Annotated in this window: 19 protein-coding genes and 1 pseudogene; 14 read left to right on the forward strand and 6 right to left on the reverse strand. The window is 66.9% G+C overall.

Annotation, left to right across the window (positions count from 1 at the left end; translation table 11 throughout):
• Positions 1-170 precede the first annotated feature (170 nt).
• Complete coding sequence (locus BPET_RS16225) at positions 171-1064, forward strand: amidohydrolase family protein (protein ID WP_012250101.1); 894 nt, start codon at positions 171-173, stop codon at positions 1062-1064.
• Positions 1065-1138: 74 nt separating this feature from the next.
• The gene (locus BPET_RS16230; protein ID WP_012250102.1) at positions 1139-2386 is read left to right on the forward strand and encodes an MFS transporter; all 1248 of its coding nucleotides are present in this window, start codon (positions 1139-1141) and stop codon (positions 2384-2386) included.
• 25 nt (positions 2387-2411) lie between these two features.
• Here BPET_RS16230 and BPET_RS16235 read toward each other — a convergent pair whose 3' ends face one another.
• The 4 genes from BPET_RS16235 to BPET_RS16250 form a co-directional block, all read right to left on the reverse strand.
• A complete protein-coding gene (locus BPET_RS16235) occupies positions 2412-3104 on the reverse strand; it encodes a GntR family transcriptional regulator (RefSeq protein WP_012250103.1) in 693 nt (230 codons plus the stop codon).
• A 63-nt stretch (positions 3105-3167) separates the two neighbouring features.
• Positions 3168-4415: an MFS transporter gene (locus BPET_RS16240; RefSeq protein WP_012250104.1), complete on the reverse strand. Its 1248-nt coding sequence runs from the start codon at positions 4413-4415 to the stop codon at positions 3168-3170.
• Positions 4416-4511: 96 nt separating this feature from the next.
• Positions 4512-5417 carry a LysR substrate-binding domain-containing protein gene (locus BPET_RS16245; protein ID WP_012250105.1) on the reverse strand — a complete coding sequence of 302 codons (906 nt, stop codon included), beginning with the start codon at positions 5415-5417 and terminating at the stop codon, positions 4512-4514.
• Positions 5418-5516: 99 nt separating this feature from the next.
• Entirely contained in the window at positions 5517-6287 is a 771-nt protein-coding gene (locus tag BPET_RS16250) for an IclR family transcriptional regulator domain-containing protein (protein WP_041862989.1), read from the reverse strand.
• A gap of 133 nt (positions 6288-6420) precedes the next feature.
• Here BPET_RS16250 and BPET_RS16255 point away from each other — a divergent pair, with 133 nt between their 5' ends.
• From BPET_RS16255 to BPET_RS16285, 8 genes and pseudogenes are all read left to right on the forward strand, one after another.
• Positions 6421-6894 (forward strand): MaoC family dehydratase, encoded by a 474-nt coding sequence (locus tag BPET_RS16255; RefSeq protein WP_012250107.1) that lies wholly within the window; start codon positions 6421-6423, stop codon positions 6892-6894.
• A 27-nt stretch (positions 6895-6921) separates the two neighbouring features.
• Complete coding sequence (locus BPET_RS16260; RefSeq protein WP_012250108.1) at positions 6922-7356, forward strand: MaoC family dehydratase; 435 nt, start codon at positions 6922-6924, stop codon at positions 7354-7356.
• A 98-nt stretch (positions 7357-7454) separates the two neighbouring features.
• On the forward strand, positions 7455-8435 hold the full coding sequence (locus BPET_RS16265) for a tripartite tricarboxylate transporter substrate binding protein (protein ID WP_012250109.1): 981 nt from the start codon (positions 7455-7457) through the stop codon (positions 8433-8435).
• Between the two features lie 16 nt (positions 8436-8451).
• Positions 8452-9699, forward strand: coding sequence for a CaiB/BaiF CoA transferase family protein (locus tag BPET_RS16270; protein ID WP_012250110.1), 1248 nt, complete (start codon positions 8452-8454; stop codon positions 9697-9699).
• A 195-nt stretch (positions 9700-9894) separates the two neighbouring features.
• The gene (locus tag BPET_RS16275) at positions 9895-10755 is read left to right on the forward strand and encodes a spermidine synthase (RefSeq protein WP_041862990.1); all 861 of its coding nucleotides are present in this window, start codon (positions 9895-9897) and stop codon (positions 10753-10755) included.
• A gap of 73 nt (positions 10756-10828) precedes the next feature.
• Positions 10829-11737, forward strand: coding sequence for a DNA/RNA non-specific endonuclease (locus BPET_RS16280; RefSeq protein ID WP_081483011.1), 909 nt, complete (start codon positions 10829-10831; stop codon positions 11735-11737).
• Positions 11738-11806: 69 nt separating this feature from the next.
• Positions 11807-11998 (forward strand): annotated as a pseudogene (locus tag BPET_RS26040) (cupin domain-containing protein); the annotation flags it as partial.
• 83 nt (positions 11999-12081) lie between these two features.
• Entirely contained in the window at positions 12082-12741 is a 660-nt protein-coding gene (locus BPET_RS16285; RefSeq protein WP_012250113.1) for a methyltransferase family protein, read from the forward strand.
• 63 nt (positions 12742-12804) lie between these two features.
• On the opposite strand, the gene BPET_RS16290 is transcribed toward BPET_RS16285, so the two are convergent.
• Both BPET_RS16290 and BPET_RS16295 read right to left on the reverse strand, forming a co-directional pair.
• The gene (locus BPET_RS16290; RefSeq protein WP_012250114.1) at positions 12805-13698 is read right to left on the reverse strand and encodes a c-type cytochrome; all 894 of its coding nucleotides are present in this window, start codon (positions 13696-13698) and stop codon (positions 12805-12807) included.
• 12 nt (positions 13699-13710) lie between these two features.
• Positions 13711-14115 (reverse strand): c-type cytochrome, encoded by a 405-nt coding sequence (locus BPET_RS16295; RefSeq protein ID WP_012250115.1) that lies wholly within the window; start codon positions 14113-14115, stop codon positions 13711-13713.
• A 132-nt stretch (positions 14116-14247) separates the two neighbouring features.
• Between BPET_RS16295 and BPET_RS16300 the strand changes: the two genes are divergently transcribed.
• The 4 genes from BPET_RS16300 (at position 14248) to BPET_RS16315 (ending at position 19455) form a co-directional block, all read left to right on the forward strand.
• Positions 14248-15234, forward strand: coding sequence for a cytochrome c oxidase subunit II (locus BPET_RS16300; RefSeq protein WP_012250116.1), 987 nt, complete (start codon positions 14248-14250; stop codon positions 15232-15234).
• Entirely contained in the window at positions 15231-17765 is a 2535-nt protein-coding gene (locus BPET_RS16305) for a cbb3-type cytochrome c oxidase subunit I (protein WP_012250117.1), read from the forward strand. Before BPET_RS16300 ends, BPET_RS16305 begins: the two co-directional genes overlap by 4 nt.
• Positions 17766-17790: 25 nt before the next feature.
• Entirely contained in the window at positions 17791-18144 is a 354-nt protein-coding gene (locus BPET_RS16310; protein WP_012250118.1) for a hypothetical protein, read from the forward strand.
• 72 nt (positions 18145-18216) lie between these two features.
• Positions 18217-19455, forward strand: coding sequence for an MASE1 domain-containing protein (locus BPET_RS16315; RefSeq protein ID WP_012250119.1), 1239 nt, complete (start codon positions 18217-18219; stop codon positions 19453-19455).
• Positions 19456-19503: the final 48 nt, after the last annotated feature.

A 19503-nucleotide genomic window follows, 5' to 3' on the forward strand; every position in this document is an offset into this window, starting at 1 on the left:
TTCCGGTCATCGTGGAGGTTGTCATCTACTGATACGGCAACCATTAAATGATAATGGTTTTCATTATATGTTGAAACAATAGCGCCCGCACATTATTGACAATGTTATTGACGATATAAGCCGGGCAGGCGTAACCTCGCCCCACTCAACGACCAAGCGAGCCCGCCCCCATGACGCAACCCACGGAAACCCCGCCGATCGACCACACGCTCTGCCTGGGCCCCCTGCCCGACGTCGCTGCCGCCACGTTTAAGGTGCCGGACGGCGCCTGCGATACGCATGCCCACGTCATCGGCGACGGCGTGCGCTATCCGTACGTGGAAAACCGCAGCTACACGCCGCCGCCCGCGCCCGAAGAAAAATACCTGGCGATGCTGGCCGCCTGCGGCATGAGCCGCGGCGTGCTGGTGCAGGTCAGCGTGCACGGCACCGACAACCGCTACATGCTGGACGTACTGGGCCGGCACCCCGACACTTTGCGCGGCGTGGCGGTGGTGAACCCGGACGTCACCGACCGCGAGCTGGGCGCCATGCATGCCGCCGGCGTGCGCGGCGTGCGCTTTAACGTGCTGTTTGGCGGCGGTGTCGGCCTGGACGCGCTCGACCATCTGGCCCCGCGCATCGCGCGGCTGGGCTGGCATGCGCAGTTCCTGATGGACGTGCGTCAACTGCCCGCCCTGATGCCGCGCCTGGCCAGGCTGCCCGTGCCCTGCGTGTTCGATCACATGGGGCACATGCCCGTGGCCGAAGGCCAGCAGCATCCCGGCTTCCAGGCCCTGCTGCATGGCGTCAAGGAATACGGATGGTGGGCCAAGCTGTCCGGCGCCTACCGCATCAGCGACCAGTTCGACCATTTCGACGACGTCACGCCGTGGGCGCAGGCGCTGATCGAAGCCGCGCCGGACCGCATGGTGTGGGGCAGCGACTGGCCCCACGTCGCCATTTCCCGCATGCCCGACACCGGCGTGCTGCGCAACCTGCTGCCCAAATGGGCGCCCACCGAGGCCATGCGCCGGCGCATCCTGGTAGACAACCCGCAAGCCCTGTACGACTTCCCCAAGTGAAACGTTACCCCCGCGGCGCCGCGCGCGCCCGCGCGGCAAAACACTGACAACAACATCGTCAACGGAGACACGACATGAGCTGGTTCCGCGAGCTTACGCCTACGGGCAAGCGCACTTTCTACGCCTCGTTCCTGGGCTGGACCATCGATGCACTGGACTACATGGTGTTCACCTTCGTGATCTCCACGCTGGTGACGCTGTGGGGCATAGACCGGGGCCAGGCCGGCATGCTGGGCACCGTCACGCTGCTGTTCTCGGCCATCGGGGGCTGGGGCGCCGGCATTCTGGCCGACCGCTACGGCCGCGTGCGCATCCTGCAGATCACCATTCTGTGGTTCTCGGTGTGCACGGTTGGCATTGGCTTCACCCAGAACTTCGAGCAGATATTCATTCTGCGCGCGTTGCAGGGCCTGGGTTTCGGCGGCGAATGGGCGGTGGGCTCGGTGCTGATGGGCGAAATCATCAAGTCGCAGCATCGCGCCCGCGCCGTGGGCACTGTGCAGAGCGGCTGGGCGGTGGGCTGGGGCGTCGCCGCCCTGCTGTACACCATTGCCTTCTCGGTGCTGCCCGAGCAATGGGCCTGGCGCAGCCTGTTCTGGGTGGGCGTGCTGCCCGCGCTGCTGGTGCTGTATATCCGCAAGCACGTGCCTGAACCCGAAGTGTTCTCGCACGCGCGCAAACAGCCAACCGCCGACCGGCCCAAGGTATCGCCCTGGCTGATTTTCTCGCCCGCGCTGCTCAAGACCACGCTGCTGTCGGCCCTGCTGTGCACCGGCATCCAGGGTGGCTACTACGCGGTCACCACGTGGCTGCCCACCTACCTGAAAGTGGAACGGCACCTGTCGGTGCTGAACACCGGCGGCTACCTGCTGGTGATCATCCTGGGGTCATTCTGCGGCTATATCGCCGGCGCGCACATGGCTGACCGCCTGGGGCGACGCATCAATTTCGTTATTTATTCGGTGCTGTCGGGCGTGTGCGTGTACGTGTACACCCAGGTGCCGCTGACTGATGAACAGATGCTGTTTCTGGGCTTTCCGCTGGGCTTTGCCGCCTCGGGGATTTTCGGCGGCCTGGGCGCCTACCTGACCGAACTGTTCCCGTCGGAGATCCGCGCCAACGGCCAGGGCTTTGCCTACAACTTCGGCCGCGGCATCGGCGCGCTGTTTCCCAGCCTGGTGGGCTACCTGAGCAACAGCATGGGCCTGGCCATGGCTATTGGCATCTTCGCGGGCGGCGCCTATACGGTCGTGCTGATCGCCACCCTGCTGCTGCCCGAGACCCGCGGCCGTGAACTGGCGAACCTGGCCACGGCCGACTGAAAACGCGCTCCCGACCCGCGCGCGCTCAGCCGCGCGGGTACAGGTGGCGGTTCATGGCCAGGTAGGCATCGCGCGACGGCGCCAGGTGCTCGCGGCACAGGCGGATCAGCGCGTCGCGCTCGCCGGCTTCCAGCGCCGCGATCATGGCCCAGTGTTCTTGCCGCGCGCGCTCACGGTACGAAGCATCGACCAGCGAGCTGAAACGGATGGCGTGCGTCTGGCGCGCATATTCCTGGATGGCTTTCTGCAACACGCCGTTCGCGCAGAAACCGAACAGCGCCTGGTGAAAGCGCTGGTTGGCATGGAACACCTCGCGCGGGTCGCCGGCCGCCACGGCGCGGTCGTGTTCGCGCTGGATATCGACCAGCTCGCGCAGCGACTGCGCCGGCAACGGGCACGGCAGCGTGCGCGCGGCCTCGGCTTCGAGCAGTTCGCGCAATTGATATAGCTCGGCCACTTCACGCGGCTCGAAGGCCCTGACCTCGCAGCCGATGTTCTTGCGCCGCTCGACCAGGCCCCGTCGCGCCAGTTCTGCCAGCACCTCGCGCGCCGCATGGCGCTTGAAGCCGAAACGGCGGATCAGGTCGTCTTCGATCAGGCGTTCGCGCGGATGCAGGCTGCCCAGGACGATGTCTTCTTCGAGCACGCGCACGGCGTCCGCGATGCCGGAGGCTTCGGCGGGCATGGTGGGCGGCGGATCGGACAAGACCTGGGACATCGATGGCAAATAGGGCGGCAGGCCCGCGGCGGGGCCGAGACAGCCACTATATCAACAATCGATTCAGCGTTGGGCCAGGGCCGCGGCGGCTGGCGCAGGCACGGTGGCGCGATCGTCGATGGGAAAATGCAGCAGCGCCGCCACCAGGCCGGCCAGCGCCGTGGCCGCCCATACCGGGGTATACGAGCCGGTCAGGTCGAACACCAGGCCGCCCAGCCAGGCGCCCAGGAACGAGCCCACCTGGTGACTGAGAAAGCAGACGCCGAACAACGTGCCCAGGTGGCGCGTGCCGAACACCTTGGCCACCAGGCCGCTGGTCAAGGGCACCGTGCCCAGCCAGGTCAGCCCCATGACCGCCGCAAACAGCACTACCGACAGCGTGCTCTTGGGCAGCAGGAAAAAGGCCGCGATGGCCGCGCCGCGTATCAGGTACAACCAGCCCAGCACGAACTGCTGGCGATACTGCCCGCCCAGCCAGCCGCAGGCCCAACTGCCCGCCATGTTGAACAGGCCGATCAGCGCCAGGGCAGTCGCCCCCAGCCCGACCGGCATATGGCAAAGCAGCAGGTAGCCCGGCAGGTGCGTGGCAATGAATGCCAGTTGGAACCCGCACGTAAAAAAGCCCAGCGTCAACAGGCAATAACCACGGTGCCGGCAGGCATGCAGCACAGCCTGCTTCAACGATAATGCCGGCTCTTGCGCGGTCGGCGCGCCCCCTTGCGCGGCCGGCCGGTCTAGCAGCATGCCCAGCGGCGCCACCAGCAGCATCAGCGCGGCCAGCCCCAACAACGAGGCCGACACGCCCGCGCTTTCGCGCAGCACTTGCGCAAAGGGCACCAGCGCCACCTGCCCCACCGAACCGCCCGCGCTGGCCAGGCCCAGCGCCATGCTGCGCCGCTGCGGCGTGGCGGCGCGCCCCACCGCGGCCAGCACCACGCCGAAGCTGGTGCAGCTGATACCTATGCCCACCAGCACGCCCATGCCGATGACCAGCAATACCGGCGATTGCGCGGCCGTGGCCAGCGCCAGCCCCGCCGCGAAGGCCGCGGCGCCGAAGGCCACCACCGGCGCCGATCCGTAGCGGTCGGCCGCCGCGCCGGCAAAGGGCTGCGCCGCGCCCCACACCAGGTTGTGCACGGCGATGGCGAATGCGATCTGCGTCACCGGCAGGCCGCGGTCGAACGAAAAGGGATTGATGAACAGCCCGAATGTCTGCCGCGCGCCCATCGCGGCACTCAGTATCAGCGCCGCCGCGATGACCACCCCGACGACAGGGCGCGCCAGCGGATGCGCGGGATTTGCGGTTTGCATGATGAGGCGACCTCCTTTGCCGGCATGGTGGCAGCGCGCGCCCGCGCCGGCAAAGGAAAAGATTTTGACGGCAGGTGAAATTGCTTCACCTGCCGCCTACCCCGCGAACGCCCTCGCCTCATCCACCACCCAATCGCGAAACGCCAGCAGCTCGCTGCGCCGCGCCACGCTTTCCGAGCCCACCAGCCAGTAGGCCGTCTCCGCCGGGATTGCCGGCAGATCCAACGCCACCAGCGTACCGGCCGCCAGATCGCGGTTTACCAGCGGACGCCGGCCCAGCGCCACGCCCAGGCCCGCGGCCGCGGCTTCGAACGCCAGCTGGATCGTGTCAAAGCGCAGCCCGCCCGCCAGCGCAAGATCGTGCGGCGCCGCCGCGCCCGCCGCGTCCAGCCAGGCCTGCCAGTCTTCACTGGCCAGATCGACGTGGATCAGCGTGGCCTGGCGCAAATCGATGCGCCCGTCCGCCTGCGGCAGGGCGGCGCGGTACGCCGGGCTGCACACCGGCACCAGCTCTTCGCTGAACAAGCGCGTCCAGCTTGCCGACGGCACCACGCCGCGCGCCATGCGGATGGCGAAATCGAAGCCATCCACCGGAAAACCCACGTGCCGCTGGGACGTATCAAGCGAGATATGCACGTCGGGCCACCGCGCGCGAAACCCGTGCAGGCGCGGCAGCAGCCAGCGCGAGGCCAGCGTCGGCGCGCAGCTCACGGAAATGCCGCGGCCGTCCGGCCCGCCCGGCAGGCGCTGCGTGGCCGTGGCGATCAGCGACAACGCCTCGGATACGTACAGCAGGTAATCGGCGCCTTCGGGCGTCAGCGACAACCCGCGCGGCCCGCGCACGAACAGGTCGACCCCCAGCGTCTGCTCCAGCCCCACGATGCCATGGCTGACCGCGCTGGGCGTCACGTTAAGTTCGGCGGCAGCCAGCTTGAAGCTGCACAGCCGGCCGGCAGCTTCGAAAAAACGCAGGGCGGACAAAGGAGGAAGACGGCGCGGCATGGCGTAGCCTTTGAACGAAGCCGGCGTCACTGACCGGCAATGGCGCTTAATGTAGCGGACCCGGACAAACGCCGCGCGGCGGACGCGGCGGCGCCGGCCTCAATAACTGACCCCCGCTGCCCGCAATTGCGAGGCGGTGTGCCGCAACTCGGGCAGGAACTGACGCAATGCCGTGGCTTCGTCGAACGCGCCCGCCGGCAGGCTGACGTTGATGGCGGCCACGATGGCGCCGTCTTTGTCGCGCACCGGCACGCCCAACCCGGCGATGGACTCGTCCAGTTCGCCGTCGACCCAGGCATAGCCTTGTTCGCGCACCTGCTCGACCGCCGCCTTCAGGCGCGCCCGGTCTACCACGGTAGCGCCGGTCAGTTTCTTCAGGGTGGCGGTTTGCAGGTAAGCATCCAGCGCCGCATCGTCCAGCCCCGACAGCAACACCCGCCCCATCGACACCGCGTGCGCGGGCAGCCGGCTGCCCAGCGACGGACTCATGGGCAGGATGCGGCGCGTGTGCAGGCGCTGCACGTACACGATGTCTTCTTCATCGAGCACCGACACCGCGCACGACTGCCCGATGCGCGCGCATAGTTCTTCCAGCGCCAATTGCGCCTGCCGCCAGTACGGCAGCGAATACAGGTACGACAGCCCCAGGCGCAACACCTTGGGCGTCAGCCAGTAGTACTTGCCGTCGGTCTTTACGAACGACAGGTCGATCAGGGTGAGCAGAAAACGGCGCACCGCGGTGCGCGGCAGGTCGACTGCTTCAGCCACGTCGCCCAGGGTCTGGCGTTCGGCGCCCTGCCCCATGGCCTCGATGATTTTCAGCCCGCGCGCAAAGGTGCGAACGAACGATTCGCTTTCTGGTGTAGCCATGCGTATCTCCGCCATGTGCTTGACACAGCAAATTTCGGCCCGCAAAATGACCGTATAGCGGATTGCAATATCCGCTAAGCGGTCATTGTAGCACAATGCCCAGGCCAATCAACCCTTCTACCCAGCCGCAGCCATGACAGAACCCAGCTTCGAAACCGATTTCTGGAAAGACGCGCAGGCGCGCAAAATCTGGGACGACATCGTCCCCGGCGAGCCGCGCAAGACCATTCCCTACACCCTGACGCTGGACGCCATCCAGAAGTACTGCCGCGTGGTGGGCGACATGCACCCGCTGTATTTCGACGAGGAATACGCGCGCAACTCGCCCTACAAGGGCCTGATCGCCCCGCCCGCCATCCACATCCTGCTGATGTTCGCCTGCACGCCCGCCGACGACTGGATGCGCAGCCCCGGCACGGTCAATGCAGGCCAGTCCTGGAGCTACAACATCCCGGCCCGGCCCGGCGACGTCATCCGCCTGCAGGCGCGCGCGCTCGACAAGTTCATCAAGAAAGACCGCCTGTTCGCCGTGCACGACAACGTGTTCTTCAACCAGCACGACGAAGTGATCTGCTCCGGCCGCGGCTGGACCATCCGCCCCATGTAATCGCGCCGCGCCCAAGGAACCGCCCCCATGACCCACGCATTCGACACCCTGAAAACCGGCCAGCAGATCGACGGCACGCCGTTTTCCCCCACCCGCGAATCGATCCGCGAGTTCTGCGAAGCCTCGCTCGACTTCAACCCCCTGCACCTGGATGACAACTACATGCAGGGCAATTTCGGCAAGACCCACTTCGGCGGAATCATCATGCACGGCATGAATAATTTCGGCGTCATCAGCAAGATGCTGACCGACTGGCTGTACCCGCAAGGCGGCGTGCAGCGGCGCCTGGAAACGCGCTGGAAAGCCCCGGTGAAGCCGGGCGACACCATCACGCCGCGCGCCACCGTCACCGCCACCCGCAAAACCGAAAAAAGCCGTTGGGCCACGCTGGACGTGCAAGTCACCAACCAGCGCGGCGAAACCGTGGCCACCGGCGAAGCCATGGTCGAGTTCCCCGCCTGACCGTTCTTTGCCAGGCGTGGCCAGGCGCCAGGCTCCCGCAGGGGGCCTGACGCCGAACACCAGAGACTGCCGACAACAACAAGCATCGGAGACAAATCATGAAAGCATGGACCCAGGCGGCCGCGGCCGCCACCCTGGCCCTGGCCACCGTGCTGGCGCCGCCCGCCAGCCAGGCTCAACCCGCCTATCCCACGCGCAGCGTCACCCTGGTCGTGCCCTTTCCACCCGGCGGCACCACCGACATCCTGGCGCGCCTGCTGGCCAACGAACTCGGCCAGCAATGGAAGCAGACCGTTGTCGTCGAAAACAAGCCCGGCGCCAGCGGCACCATTTTTTCCGAGCAGCTGGCCCGTGCCGAACCCGACGGCTACACGTTGATGCTGACCGCCACGCATCACGTCATCAATCCCAGCCTGTACAAGAATCTGCGCTACGACACCCGCAAAGACTTCACTCCTATTGCCGAAGTGGCCGCGGTGCCCAATGTCCTGGTTGTGAACCCCTCGTTTCCCGCCCAGGACGCGCAGCAGCTGATCGCCTATGCCAAGGCGCACCCGGGCCAGGTGAACTTCGGCTCGGCCGGCACGGGCGGCGCCAATCACCTGTCGGGCGAGCTGTTCAAATCCATGACCGGCATCGACATGGTCCACATCCCGTATAAAGGCGCGGCGCCAGCCCTGAATGATCTGCTGGGCGGGCAGATTCCGGTGATGTTCGACTCCGTGCCCGGCGTGCTGCAGCACATCCAGGCGGGTAAGCTGCGCGCCCTGGGCGTTACTTCGCTGAAGCGCTCGGCGGCCCTGCCCGACGTGCCCACGCTGGATGAAGCCGGCGTCAAGGGCTTCGAAGCCATGGCTTGGTTCGGCCTGTATGCGCCCGGCAACATGCCGCCCGCTTTGTCAAAACAGATTTCCACCGCCGTGCTGGCCGCCCTGCAAAGCCCGCAGATCAAGCAGCAATTCGCAAAACAGGGCGCCGAGCCCGGCACCATGAGCCAACCGGAATTCGCCGGGTTCGTGAATGCCGAAATCGACAAATGGGCCAAGGTCATTGCCGACGCCCACATCAGCATCCAGTAAGAAGGGACGCCGCATCATGCCGGACGCAGCAACCGCCGCCACCGCCGGCGCCCTGTCGCACATCAGGGTGCTGGACCTCTCGCGCATTCTGGCAGGGCCCTGGTGCACCCAGAACCTGGCCGACCTGGGCGCCGAAGTCATCAAGGTCGAACGCCCCGGCAGCGGCGACGACACCCGCGCCTGGGGGCCGCCCTGGACCAAGGACGCCCACGGCAACGACGCCGCCGACTCCACCTACTATGCAGCCGCCAACCGCGGCAAGAAGTCGGTCACCATCGACATTGCCAGCGCCGATGGCCAGCGCCTGGTGCGCGAACTGGCGGCGCGCAGCGACGTGGTGGTGGAAAACTACAAAATCGGCGACCTCAAGCGCTACGGCCTCGACTACGACAGCCTGCGCGCCGTGAACCCAGGCCTGGTGTATTGCTCCATCACGGGCTACGGGCAAAGCGGCCCCAGCGCCCGCAAGCCCGGCTACGACTTCGTGTTCCAGGCCATCGGCGGCCTGATGAGCATCACCGGCGAGCACGACAGCCTGCCGGGCGGCGGCCCCCAGAAAACCGGCATCGCCATCGCCGACGTCATCACCGGCATGTACGCCACGATCGCCATCCTGGCTGCCCTGAACCACCGCACCGAGTCCGGCCGGGGCCAGTACATCGACATGGCTCTGCTCGACTGCATCGTGGCCCTGGGCGGCAACCAGGTCACCGGCTACTTCGCCAACGGCAAGATCCCGCACCGCTACGGCAATGCGCACGCCAGCCTGGTGCCCTACCAGGTATTCGCCGTGGCCGACGGCGAAATCGTCGTGGCGGTGGGCAACGACGTGCAATGGCAACGCTATTGCCAGGCCATCGATCGCCCCGACCTGGCGGCCGACGACCGCTGGGCCAAGGTCAAGGGCCGCATCGTCGGCCGCGGCGAGCTTGTGCCCGAACTGGCGCGCACCATGCTCACGCGCGGAGCCGATGACTGGATCGCCCGCCTGGAAGCCGCGGACGTGCCCTGCGGGCGCATCAACAACTACGAACAGGTGTTCCAAGACCCGCAAGTGCAATACCGTGGCCTGCGGGTCGACATGCCCAAGCCCGACGGCGGCGTCGTCTCCACCATCGCCAGCCCGCTGCGCCTGTGCGGCACCCCGGTCAAGTACGAACTGCCCCCGCCGTCCGTGGGCGACAGCACCGACTACGTACTGCAACAATTGCTGGGCTATGGGCCGGAAGAAATCCAGGCGCTCAAGCAGAGCAAGGTGGTCTGAGCAGCATTCGAGTGATGACGCCTGTGTCTGACACCCCAACCCCATACCCAGGTGTCTGACTCCCGAAGGGTGTCAGACACCGCACCCCGCAATAACTTCATCCCCAGGTGTCTGACTCCCAAAGGGTGTCAGACACCGAAACCCGCAATGACTTCCGCAGGATATGATGTGCCATCCCCATCCGGCACGCCTTCCATGTCCCGCATCCGCCAGCTTCCCGCCCTGCTCCTGGCCTGCGCCGCCCTGCTGCATCCCGATGCCGACGCCGCCCCCCGGCTGCTGCACAGCGAGCCTTCCCAATTCGGCACGATTCTGGTCTTTGAAGAAAACGGCGAGCGCTGCATGAATTTCAACAGCATGGTCGACTTCGGCCGCCAGACTTGCATGAGCCTGGAGCAGCCCGGCGCGTTGGTGTTTTCCTACACGCGCATGATGATCGGCGCGCTGTATGCCAGGCCCGAGCCCAAGACCATCCTGATCGTCGGGCTGGGCGGCGCGACCTTACAGAAGACCCTGGCCGGGTTGCTGCCCGGCGCAAGCATCGACACGGTAGAGATCGACCCCGCGGTCGGCACGGTCGCACGCGAGTACTTCGGCTACCAACCAGGCCCGACGCAGCGCCTGTTCATCGAAGACGGCCGCGCCTACATCGAGCGCGCCCATCGCGCAGGCCTGCAGTACGACATGGTAATGCTGGATGCCTTCGACGTGGACTACATCCCGGAACACCTGATGACGCTGGAATTCCTGCAGCATGTAAAAGGAATACTCGCGCCCGGCGGCATCGTGGTGGCCAACACATTTACGAACAGCCAGCTGTACCAGCGCGAGTCGGCCACCTATGCGGCCGTGTTCGGCGCGTTTTTCAATCTGAAAGAAGGCAACCGGGTCATCATCGCCGCAAACGGCGCCTTGCCCGACGACGAAACATTGGCCCGCAACAGCAAAGCGCTGGCCGGCAAGCTGAAGCCGCTGGGCATCGATCGCGAACATACCCTGGACCAGTTCGTGCGCATTGACGGCGTCGGCAGCGATATTGCCGTCTTGAAAGACTGAGCGTTCACGTCATCTACAATGCCTGGCCATATCGATTGCCTGAAAACGCAGCCGATCAGCAGCCACAGGTAGCATGACACGCGCGAAGAAACCCGTTTCCCGAAAAAGAAAACCCGCGGCAAGAAGCCGCAGCCAGCCGGCCCACAGCCTGACACGATTCCTGCGGGCATTCGTGGTTTCATCCCTGGCCAGCTTTGGCGCCGCCACCCACATGCTGAATCCGCAATGGCGGATTCCCGTCCCGGTAGAAAATATTCTTGCGCGGTTGCAATGGCCGCCGCGCGAACAAGCCGCCCCGGTAGCCGTGCCCACCGGGGCAAGCATCCAGACCCGGTTCGCGGCCTGCCCCCAGTTCTTTCCGGGCGGACAATCGCCCGCCGTGCCCGCCGCCCCAAAACTGCGCGAAATATGCTTTTCCAGCTTCGCAGTGCTGCATAACGGGCAAACCAAAACGCCGGTATTCGTGGCGGAACGCCTGAACCGCAAGATGCTGATCCAGGCCCAGGGGCTGCAGCGCACCGACCGCTTCTATGCCGAGGGCAGGATTCCGCGCGCCGAGCGCGCCGAACTGCAAGACTATCAGGGGTCGGGCTATTCGCGCGGGCACATGGCGCCGGCGGCGGATATGGCCACGCCCGAAGCCATGGCGCAGAGTTTTTCACTGGCGAATATGGTGCCGCAGGATCAGCGCCAGAATGCCGGGCCCTGGAGCCGCATTGAGCAGGACACGCGGAAATACGTCATGCGGGCCGCGGGAGATGTGTATGTCTTTACCGGCCCGGTGTATGGCGAGCGGCCGGAAACCATTGGCAACGGCGTCGCGGTGCCCAGCTATGTTTACAAACTCGTGTATGACGCGACGACCGGGCGGTCCTGGGTGCATTGGCAGGCGAACAGCGGCAACGCCAGAGTTGGCGCGCCAATAGGATACGGGGAGTTCGTGAACAGGACGGGGATCAGGATGTTGCCCAGCGAGCCGTGACAGGGTCCGGGGGGCAGGCGTGCAAAGCTTCAATGTCCGGCGCAACCGCCGCGACAGCCTGCCGGAAGGGGCGATTTTGTCTGGCACGCGGATAGGGATACCGACGAAGCCGTCATCGTGCTGGAAGGCGAATCGCGCAGCGACGTGCGCGGCGTGGCCGGCAGCCAAGATCCGATCATCCTGCGCGCGGGCCAGATGGGCGTCGTGCCGAAAGGCGTGGAACACAAACCCCGTGCGGATGGCGAGGTGAAGCTTCTGCTCTCCTGCAACAAATACTCCCCGCCCTCGCTTGCCCCGTTAAACAAGCCTATCATTAATCCACACGTCCCCGTGGGAGGCTCACCATGCGCCCCACCCTAGCCATTGCCTCCACTACCCTGCTAGGCACTTTCTTCTACCTGGCCCTGGCGGTCATTGCCTACGGCGGTATTACCCCCTTCTTTTCCCACCCCGCCCGCATCGCCCTCACCGTCGTCCTCTTCGCTCTGTCCATCGCCGCCCTCTTCAGCGGCGGCAACCTGAATCCCGGCGTGCGCGAAGACCGCGACAACCGCTGGGTGCTGACCGCTTTCGCGATCATCGGCCTGCTGAGCGGCACCCTTCCCCCGTATACCGACCGGGCCGGCCTCTGGACCATCGATGGCGACACGGCGCGCTGGCTCGGCGTGCTGCTGTTTGCCATGGGTGGCGCACTGCGGCTGTGGCCGGCCTACGTGCTGGGCAGCCGCTTCAGCGGGCTGGTGGCCATTCAGGCGGGCCACGAGCTCGTCACCACCGGCATCTACGCGAAGATCCGCAACCCCAGCTACCTGGGCCTGTTGATCAGCATGCTGGGGTGGGCGCTGGCGTTTCGGTCGGTCGTGGGAGTGCTGCTGACGCTATGCATGTTGCCGCCCCTGATCGCCCGGATGCGCAGCGAAGAAAAACTGCTGCGCGCGTACTTCGGCGTGCAGTACGAGGCTTATCGCAAGCGGACCTGGCGGTTGGTGCCGGGGGTGTACTAGGGGGAAGGCCCGGCGTCAGACACGCCAGGTGTCTGCCGCCTGACGAAAGTTGGCGCCGCGGACTTACTCTGGTTCATCCAGCGTGTACAAGAAGGCGGCGATGTCGCGGGCATCCTGTTCACTGATTCCCAGGTTCGGCATGGCCGTCGCGGGATCGATGGCGGGGGGGTCGCGCAGCCACCGCACCATATTGGCGGGCGTATTCGGCAGTATCCCGGCAATGTACCGTTGCTGGGCAACGCCGCCCAACGGCGGGCCGACATGGTAATTGGCGCCGACCACGCCCGGGATGGCGTGGCAGGTAACGCACAGGTACTGCTGCAGGGCCTGCCGGCCGGCCTGGGCGTCGCCCAGCCTTGGCTCAGCGGCAGGTGATGCCGCTGCAGGGGCAGGAGCAGAAGCAACCGCAGGCGCGGGCTCTGACGATGCCTCCGGCCGGACATAGCGGCTGTCCCACACCTGGTAATCCGCGGGCGACAAGGTCGGCAGCACCCGCATGAAGGCCACCACGTTCCAGATGTCTTCGTCGCTGATGCGGTATTGCCATGCAGGCATGCCCGTCATTTTGATGCCCTGCCGCACCACCCAATAGACCTCGGCCGCGGGCCAATGCCGGGCGGTGTCCACCAGCGACGCGGGCGGCGGCATGAGGCCCATGGCGAAAGGCTCGGGCGGCACGCCGGGCGCGCCGTGACATTGCACGCAATGCGCGCGGAACAACCGGAAGCCATCGATGGCCTGCTGCGGATCGTCCAGGGGCGGCACGCTCACCCGGGCCGCGCGCACGCTGATCGAGCGCTGCAGCGCGACGTCCATTACGCTGTTCATCGGCGCGGTGTGCGGGTGCGTGGCGCTGCTGTCGTACCAGCCGCTGTAGACCAGCGCCAGCGCGCCCGCCAGCGCCGCCGCGGCTGCCGTTGCCAGGGTGATGCCGGCGGTGCGCATCCAGGGTTTCATGGCAACGTTCCGTCAATGCAAGGTAAGTAGATACGCGGCGATGTCGCGGGCGTCGGCCTCGCTCAACCCCATATCGGGCATGGCAGTGCGGGGCGCGATGGCCGGCGGGTCGCGCAGCCAGCGCACCAGGTTGGCTGGCGTATTGGGCAGCACGCCGGCCAGGTAGGCACGGCTGGCCAGGTGGCGCAAGGGAGGGCCCACGCGCGCACCCGGCCCGCGCACGCCGGGAATGGCGTGGCAACTGACACAACCATATTCCGCAATGCGCTCGCGGCCGCGTCCCGCGTCGGCCCCGGGCAGCGCATCGCCTCGCGCTGGGGCGGCGAGCGGCTCGGCCGGCTCGCCGCATCCGGTCAACAAGGCCAGGGCCAGGGCCGCCAGGCCAGGGAATATCCCCGCATAGCATGATCGAGGCATGGGCATCCTTTTTCCAGAACGCCCAGCAATTTCTTTGCCAGGCCCGTGCCGGCAGACGTCGCGCGCACGCCGGGCACGGGGCTTGCGTCCTGCTGGCGCGCTTTCCGGTAAATTTTTCCGATCCTTTCCCATATGGCCGCTTCCTCCGCCTGTGCAACCCTGGCCGCGCTGCTCGCAACGGTGTGGGCCGACCGGCAATCGGCGCTGCACCCGCAGGCCGATCAGGCGGGCTTCAGCGCGGAAGTCAGCTGGGTGCTGTTTGCGGGCGGCGCCGCGATTTTCGTGCTGGTGCTGGCAATCCTGGCGCTGGCCCTGTATGGCCCCGCGGGTGTCCGCCGCCATTTCGCCAGCCGCGCCTGGCTGCTGGGCGCCGGCGCCGTATTCCCGGTGATTGTCTTGTCGGCCCTGCTTGTGTACGGCCTGGTAGTGGCGGCGGCCATGCAGCGCGCTGCCGAGCCCGCCGCCGCGCGCATCGAGGTCATGGGCGAGATGTGGTGGTGGCGCGTGCGCTACCTGGACGAGCACGGCCGGACGCTGTTCGAGACGGCCAACGAGATCCGCATTCCGGCGGGCCAGCCGGTGGACTTGCTGCTGGGGTCGCGCAACGTGGTGCACAGCTTCTGGGTGCCCAACCTGGCCGGCAAGCTCGACATGGTGCCCGGCCATATCAACCGCCTGCGCATCCAAGCGCGGCAACCCGGCGTGCTGCGCGGGCAGTGCGCGGAATACTGCGGCGCGCAGCATGCCAACATGATGTTCGACGTGCAGGTGCTGGCCCCGCCGCAATTCCAGGACTGGCTGCGGGCGCAGCAGCAGCCGGCCGCCACGCCTGGCGGCAATGCCTGGCTGCTGGCGGGCCGCCAGGCCTTTCTGCAAGCCTGCGCGCAATGCCACACGGTGCGCGGCACGCCGGCCGCCGGCACGCTGGGCCCCGACCTGACGCACGTGGGCAGCCGTCCGTCGCTGGCGGCGGGCATGTTGCGCAACAACCCGGGCTCGCTCGCCGGCTGGATCGCCGGCAGCCAGCACATCAAGCCGGGCAACGGCATGCCGTCGTTCGATCGATTGTCCGGCGAACAGTTGCGCGCCGTCACCCATTACCTGGAAAGCCTGCAATGACGCCAGACACGCCAACGGATACCCTGCCCAGCGCGCTGCCTCGCCCCGCTGGCGAACGCGAGCAACTGGAACGCGTCTGGCAGCGCCCCCGTGGGTGGCGCGCCATCACGGTAGTCAACAACAACTATGTCGGGCTGCTTTATATCGGAACCGCGCTGCTGTTCTTTCTGCTGGCCGGCATCCTGGCGCTGCTGATGCGCGCCCAACTGGCGGTTCCCGACAACGACCTGATCGGCCACGCGCTCTACAACCAGTTGTTCACCATGCACGGCACGGTAATGATGTTCCTGTTCGCGGTGCCGGCGGTGGAAGCAATGGCGGTGCTGCTGCTGCCCAACATGCTGGGCGCGCGCGACCTGCCGTTTCCGCGCCTGTCTTCTTACGCCTACTGGGCCTACGCCATTGGCGGCCTGGTGTTCTTCTGCAGCATCTTCGTGGGCCTGGCGCCGGATGGCGGCTGGTTCATGTATCCGCCGCTGACCAGTTCGGCCTATTCGCCCGCGCTCAACGCCGATCTGTGGCTGCTGGGCATAGGCTTCATCGAAATCTCCGCGATTGCCGGGGCCATCGAGCTGGCGGTGGGCATCCTGCGCACCCGTGCGCCCGGCATGTCGCTGGACAAACTGCCGGTCTTTGCCTGGATCATGCTGGCGTTCTCGGGCATGGTCATCGTGGCCTTTCCGGCGGTCATCGTGGCCACCGCGCTGCTGGAACTGGAGCGGGCCTTCGGGCTGCCTTTCTTCATTGCCGACAAGGGCGGCGACTCATTGCTGTGGCAGCACCTGTTCTGGCTGTTCGGCCATCCCGAGGTCTACATCATCTTCCTGCCGGCGGCTGGCATGGTGTCGATGATCATTCCCGCCATGGCGGGGCGTCCGCTGGTGGGCTACCGGGCGGTGGTGGCCGCCATTGTGGCCACCAGCTTCGTCAGCTTCGGCCTGTGGGTGCACCATATGTTCGCCACCGGCATTCCGCAGTTGTCGTTGAGCTTTGCCTCGGCGGCCAGCATGGCGGTGTCGATTCCCACCGGCATACAAGTGTTCGCGTGGATCGCCACGATCGCGGCGGCGCCGCGCCTGCGGCCACTGAAAACGCCCATGCTGTTCATCCTGGGCTTCTTCTTTATTTTCGTGCTGGGCGGGCTGACGGGCGTGATGGTGGCCGTGATTCCCTTCGACTGGCAGGCGCACGACACCTACTTCATCGTGGCGCACCTGCATTACGTGCTGGTGGGCGGCATGGTGTTCCCGCTCTTTGCCGCGTTTTATTACTGGATGCCCTTTGTCAGCAGCCGGCCACTGTCCGAACGCCTGGGGCGCTGGGCATTCTGGCTGATGTTCATCGGCTTCAATGCGGGCTTCTTCCCCATGCACCTGACCGGGCTGGCAGGCATGCCGCGCCGCGTGTACACCTACGCCGACGGCTACGGGTGGGGCGCGCTGAATATGCTGTCGACCGTGGGCGCGTATGTATTGGCGGCCGGCGTGCTGGTGTTCCTGGTCGACCTGGCGCGCAATTTCCGGCCGTCGGTGGCGCGCAACGCCGGCAACGTATGGCGGGCCGGCACGCTGGAATGGCTGCCGGCCGGTGTCTCGGGCCCCCGCAGCGTGCCGCACGTGCACAGCCGCGAACCGCTGTGGGACCAGCCCGGCCTGGCCGACGATGTCGACGCGGGGCGCTATTACCTGCCGGGCGCGCCCACTGGCGAACGCACCACGCTGGTGACCAGCGCCCTCGACGCGCGGCCGCAGTATGTGCTGCGCCTGCCGGGCCCCGGCTGGCCGCCGGTGCTGGCCGCGCTGGGCACGGCCGGCTTCTTTTTGCTGCTGACCGTCAAACTGATGGTGCCGGCCGCGTTGTTCGGCGTGCTTGCCATCGGCATGATCCTGCGCTGGCTCTGGGATGCCGACCCCGCGCCTCTGGGCGCGCCGGTCGAGATAGGCGGCGGACTGCGGCTGCCCGCGTCATGCCAGGGCAGCGCCTCGCATTCATGGTGGGCAATGGTCATGCTGCTCATGGTGTGCGCCAGCATATTCAGCGCGATGCTGTTCGCCTACCTGTTCCTGTGGACCACCTCGCCCGGGCAATGGCCGGCCGCAGCGCTGCTTGCACCTTTGCGGTGGCCGCTGGCCTGCGTGGCGCTGTTGCTGGCCAGCAGCGTGCTGGCATGGATCGCTGGCCGCGCGCTGCGGCGCGAGCGGCAGGCGTGGCTGCGCGCCGCCCTGCCGCTGGGCTGCGTGATGTTGTTCGCGGCCCTGGGGCTGGAGGCCGCCGCGCAATGGCGCAGTGGCCTGCGCCCGCAAGACAGCGCCTATGCCGCGGCCGTCTGCGCGGTGGTCGGCCTGCAGGCGCTGCTGGTGGTGGCGGTAGGTTTCATGGGCCTATTCACCACGGCACGCTCATGGGCCGGCCGGCTGAAGGCCAGCCGGCGCGCGTGTTTCGACAACACGGCCCTGCTGTGGCACTACACCGTGGCGCAAGGCGTAGCGGGCGCATGCGTGTTGCATGGCTTTCCCCGCTGGGTGGGCTAGCCCGTTCACGCCCAAGGAGCCGCGCATGAACCGACGAATGCATTCTGTCTCGGTATTCCTGCCCCTCTTGGCCGGCCCGCTGGCCTGGGCGGCGCACTTCGTCATCATCTACGCAGCCAACGGCGTGTTCTGCGCGCGCCCGGCACTGCATCGCCTGTGGGTGGACGACGGCCTGGCGGCCGGCGTAATGATTGCCGCCGCATTGCTGGCGGTGGGCGCCATCGCCCTGGTCTACTGGCGCCAATGGCGGCACTGGCCGCGCGCAGGCAATGCAGGCTTTCTACGCTGGGTGGCGGGCGCGCTGGGCCTGTTGGCCAGCATCGCCATCGTGTGGCAGACCCTGCCCGTCGTGCTGGTGCCGGCCTGCCCGGGCGCATGATCCCGCGGCAGACAGCCTGCCGCCAGGTATGCCATACTGCGCGACAGCACACGCATCGGCAGACCTATCCTCATGGCCAGTTCCCTGCTTCGTCTTGCGCTATGGCTCTTGCTCTGGGCGGCTCTCTACGCCGCCAGCGGTTACGTGTCGCTACAGCTCGATGATCCCATCACCCGCGTCGCCTTCATATGGCTGGCCGCCGGCGTGGCCGTGTCGGCCTTCCTGCTGACGCCCCTGCGCCGCTGGCCGGCGCTGTTCATTGCCTTCATGGCCGCGCGCCTGCTGCTCGACGCCTGGGAACACCACGACTTCCTGCATTCGGTGGGCATCGGCTGCATTTCATTGGCCAGCGACGCGGGCGTGGCCTGGCTGATACGCCGCTACGCGCGCCGCGGCGATGACCTGCACGGCGTCATGGTGCTGATCGGCGCAACAGTGCTGGTCAGCGCATCGGCCGCGACGCTGGGCGTGGGTTGGCTGGCCTACGAAAAGGGGCTGCCGTTCTGGAACACGGTATGGATCTGGTGGGCGGCCAATGTCACCGGCGTGCTGCTGCCCGCCATTGCGATACTCAGCTGGACGGATGTGGCCGGCAAGGCGCGCCGCCCGGGCGGCGCCGCGCTGCTGTGCGGGCTGGCGGCCTGGGCGCTGCTGTGCGCAAGCGCCTGGTACGTGTTCGCCGAAATCACGCCGCACCCACATCGGCCCTCAGTGGTGTTTCCGCTGGCCTGCGCGCCCATCCTGCTGGCCGCGGTGATGTCGATGGCCTGGGGCAGCCGTGGCGGGGCGCTGGGGCTGGTCAGCCTGAGCGCCATCGCCCTGTATTACGCGGCCGCCGAAAGCGGGCCGTTCTTTCCGCGAGGCCTGCGACCGGGCGAATCACTGCTGCTGGCGCAATGCTATCTGTGCGTGACGGCGCTGCTGCTGGCGTTTCTATGGGTGTACACCAACGGACGCCGGCCCGGCGGCGCAATGGCCAGCGTGGATGCGGGCATCATGTACCAATACGATCCGGCCACCGGGCGGCTGGCCTGGGACGGCGACCCGCGGGCCGTGCTCGGCGTGGACGCGGGGTGCCTAGACACGCTGGACGAACTACTGCAACGCGTACACCCGGATGACCGCGGCGCGCTGAAGGCGCGCTGGGCGGCCGCGGCGGCGGGGCCGGTGGACGCGGCGCTGGCGCTGCGCGTAGCGGCGGGCGACCGCTGGGTGCGCGTGACCGACCACAGCCCCACCGCCATCGGCGGAGCGGCGGGCGTGGCCGTGGTGGGAACATGGCAGGCCCAAGCGCGGTGGGCCTGGCGATGAAGGCGGCGCGCGGAACTTTCTCAGCCATGGCGGTGTCTGGCACCTGCG

The organism is Bordetella petrii, from assembly GCF_000067205.1.
GTDB classification, from domain to species: Bacteria; Pseudomonadota; Gammaproteobacteria; order Burkholderiales; family Burkholderiaceae_B; genus Bordetella_A; species Bordetella_A petrii.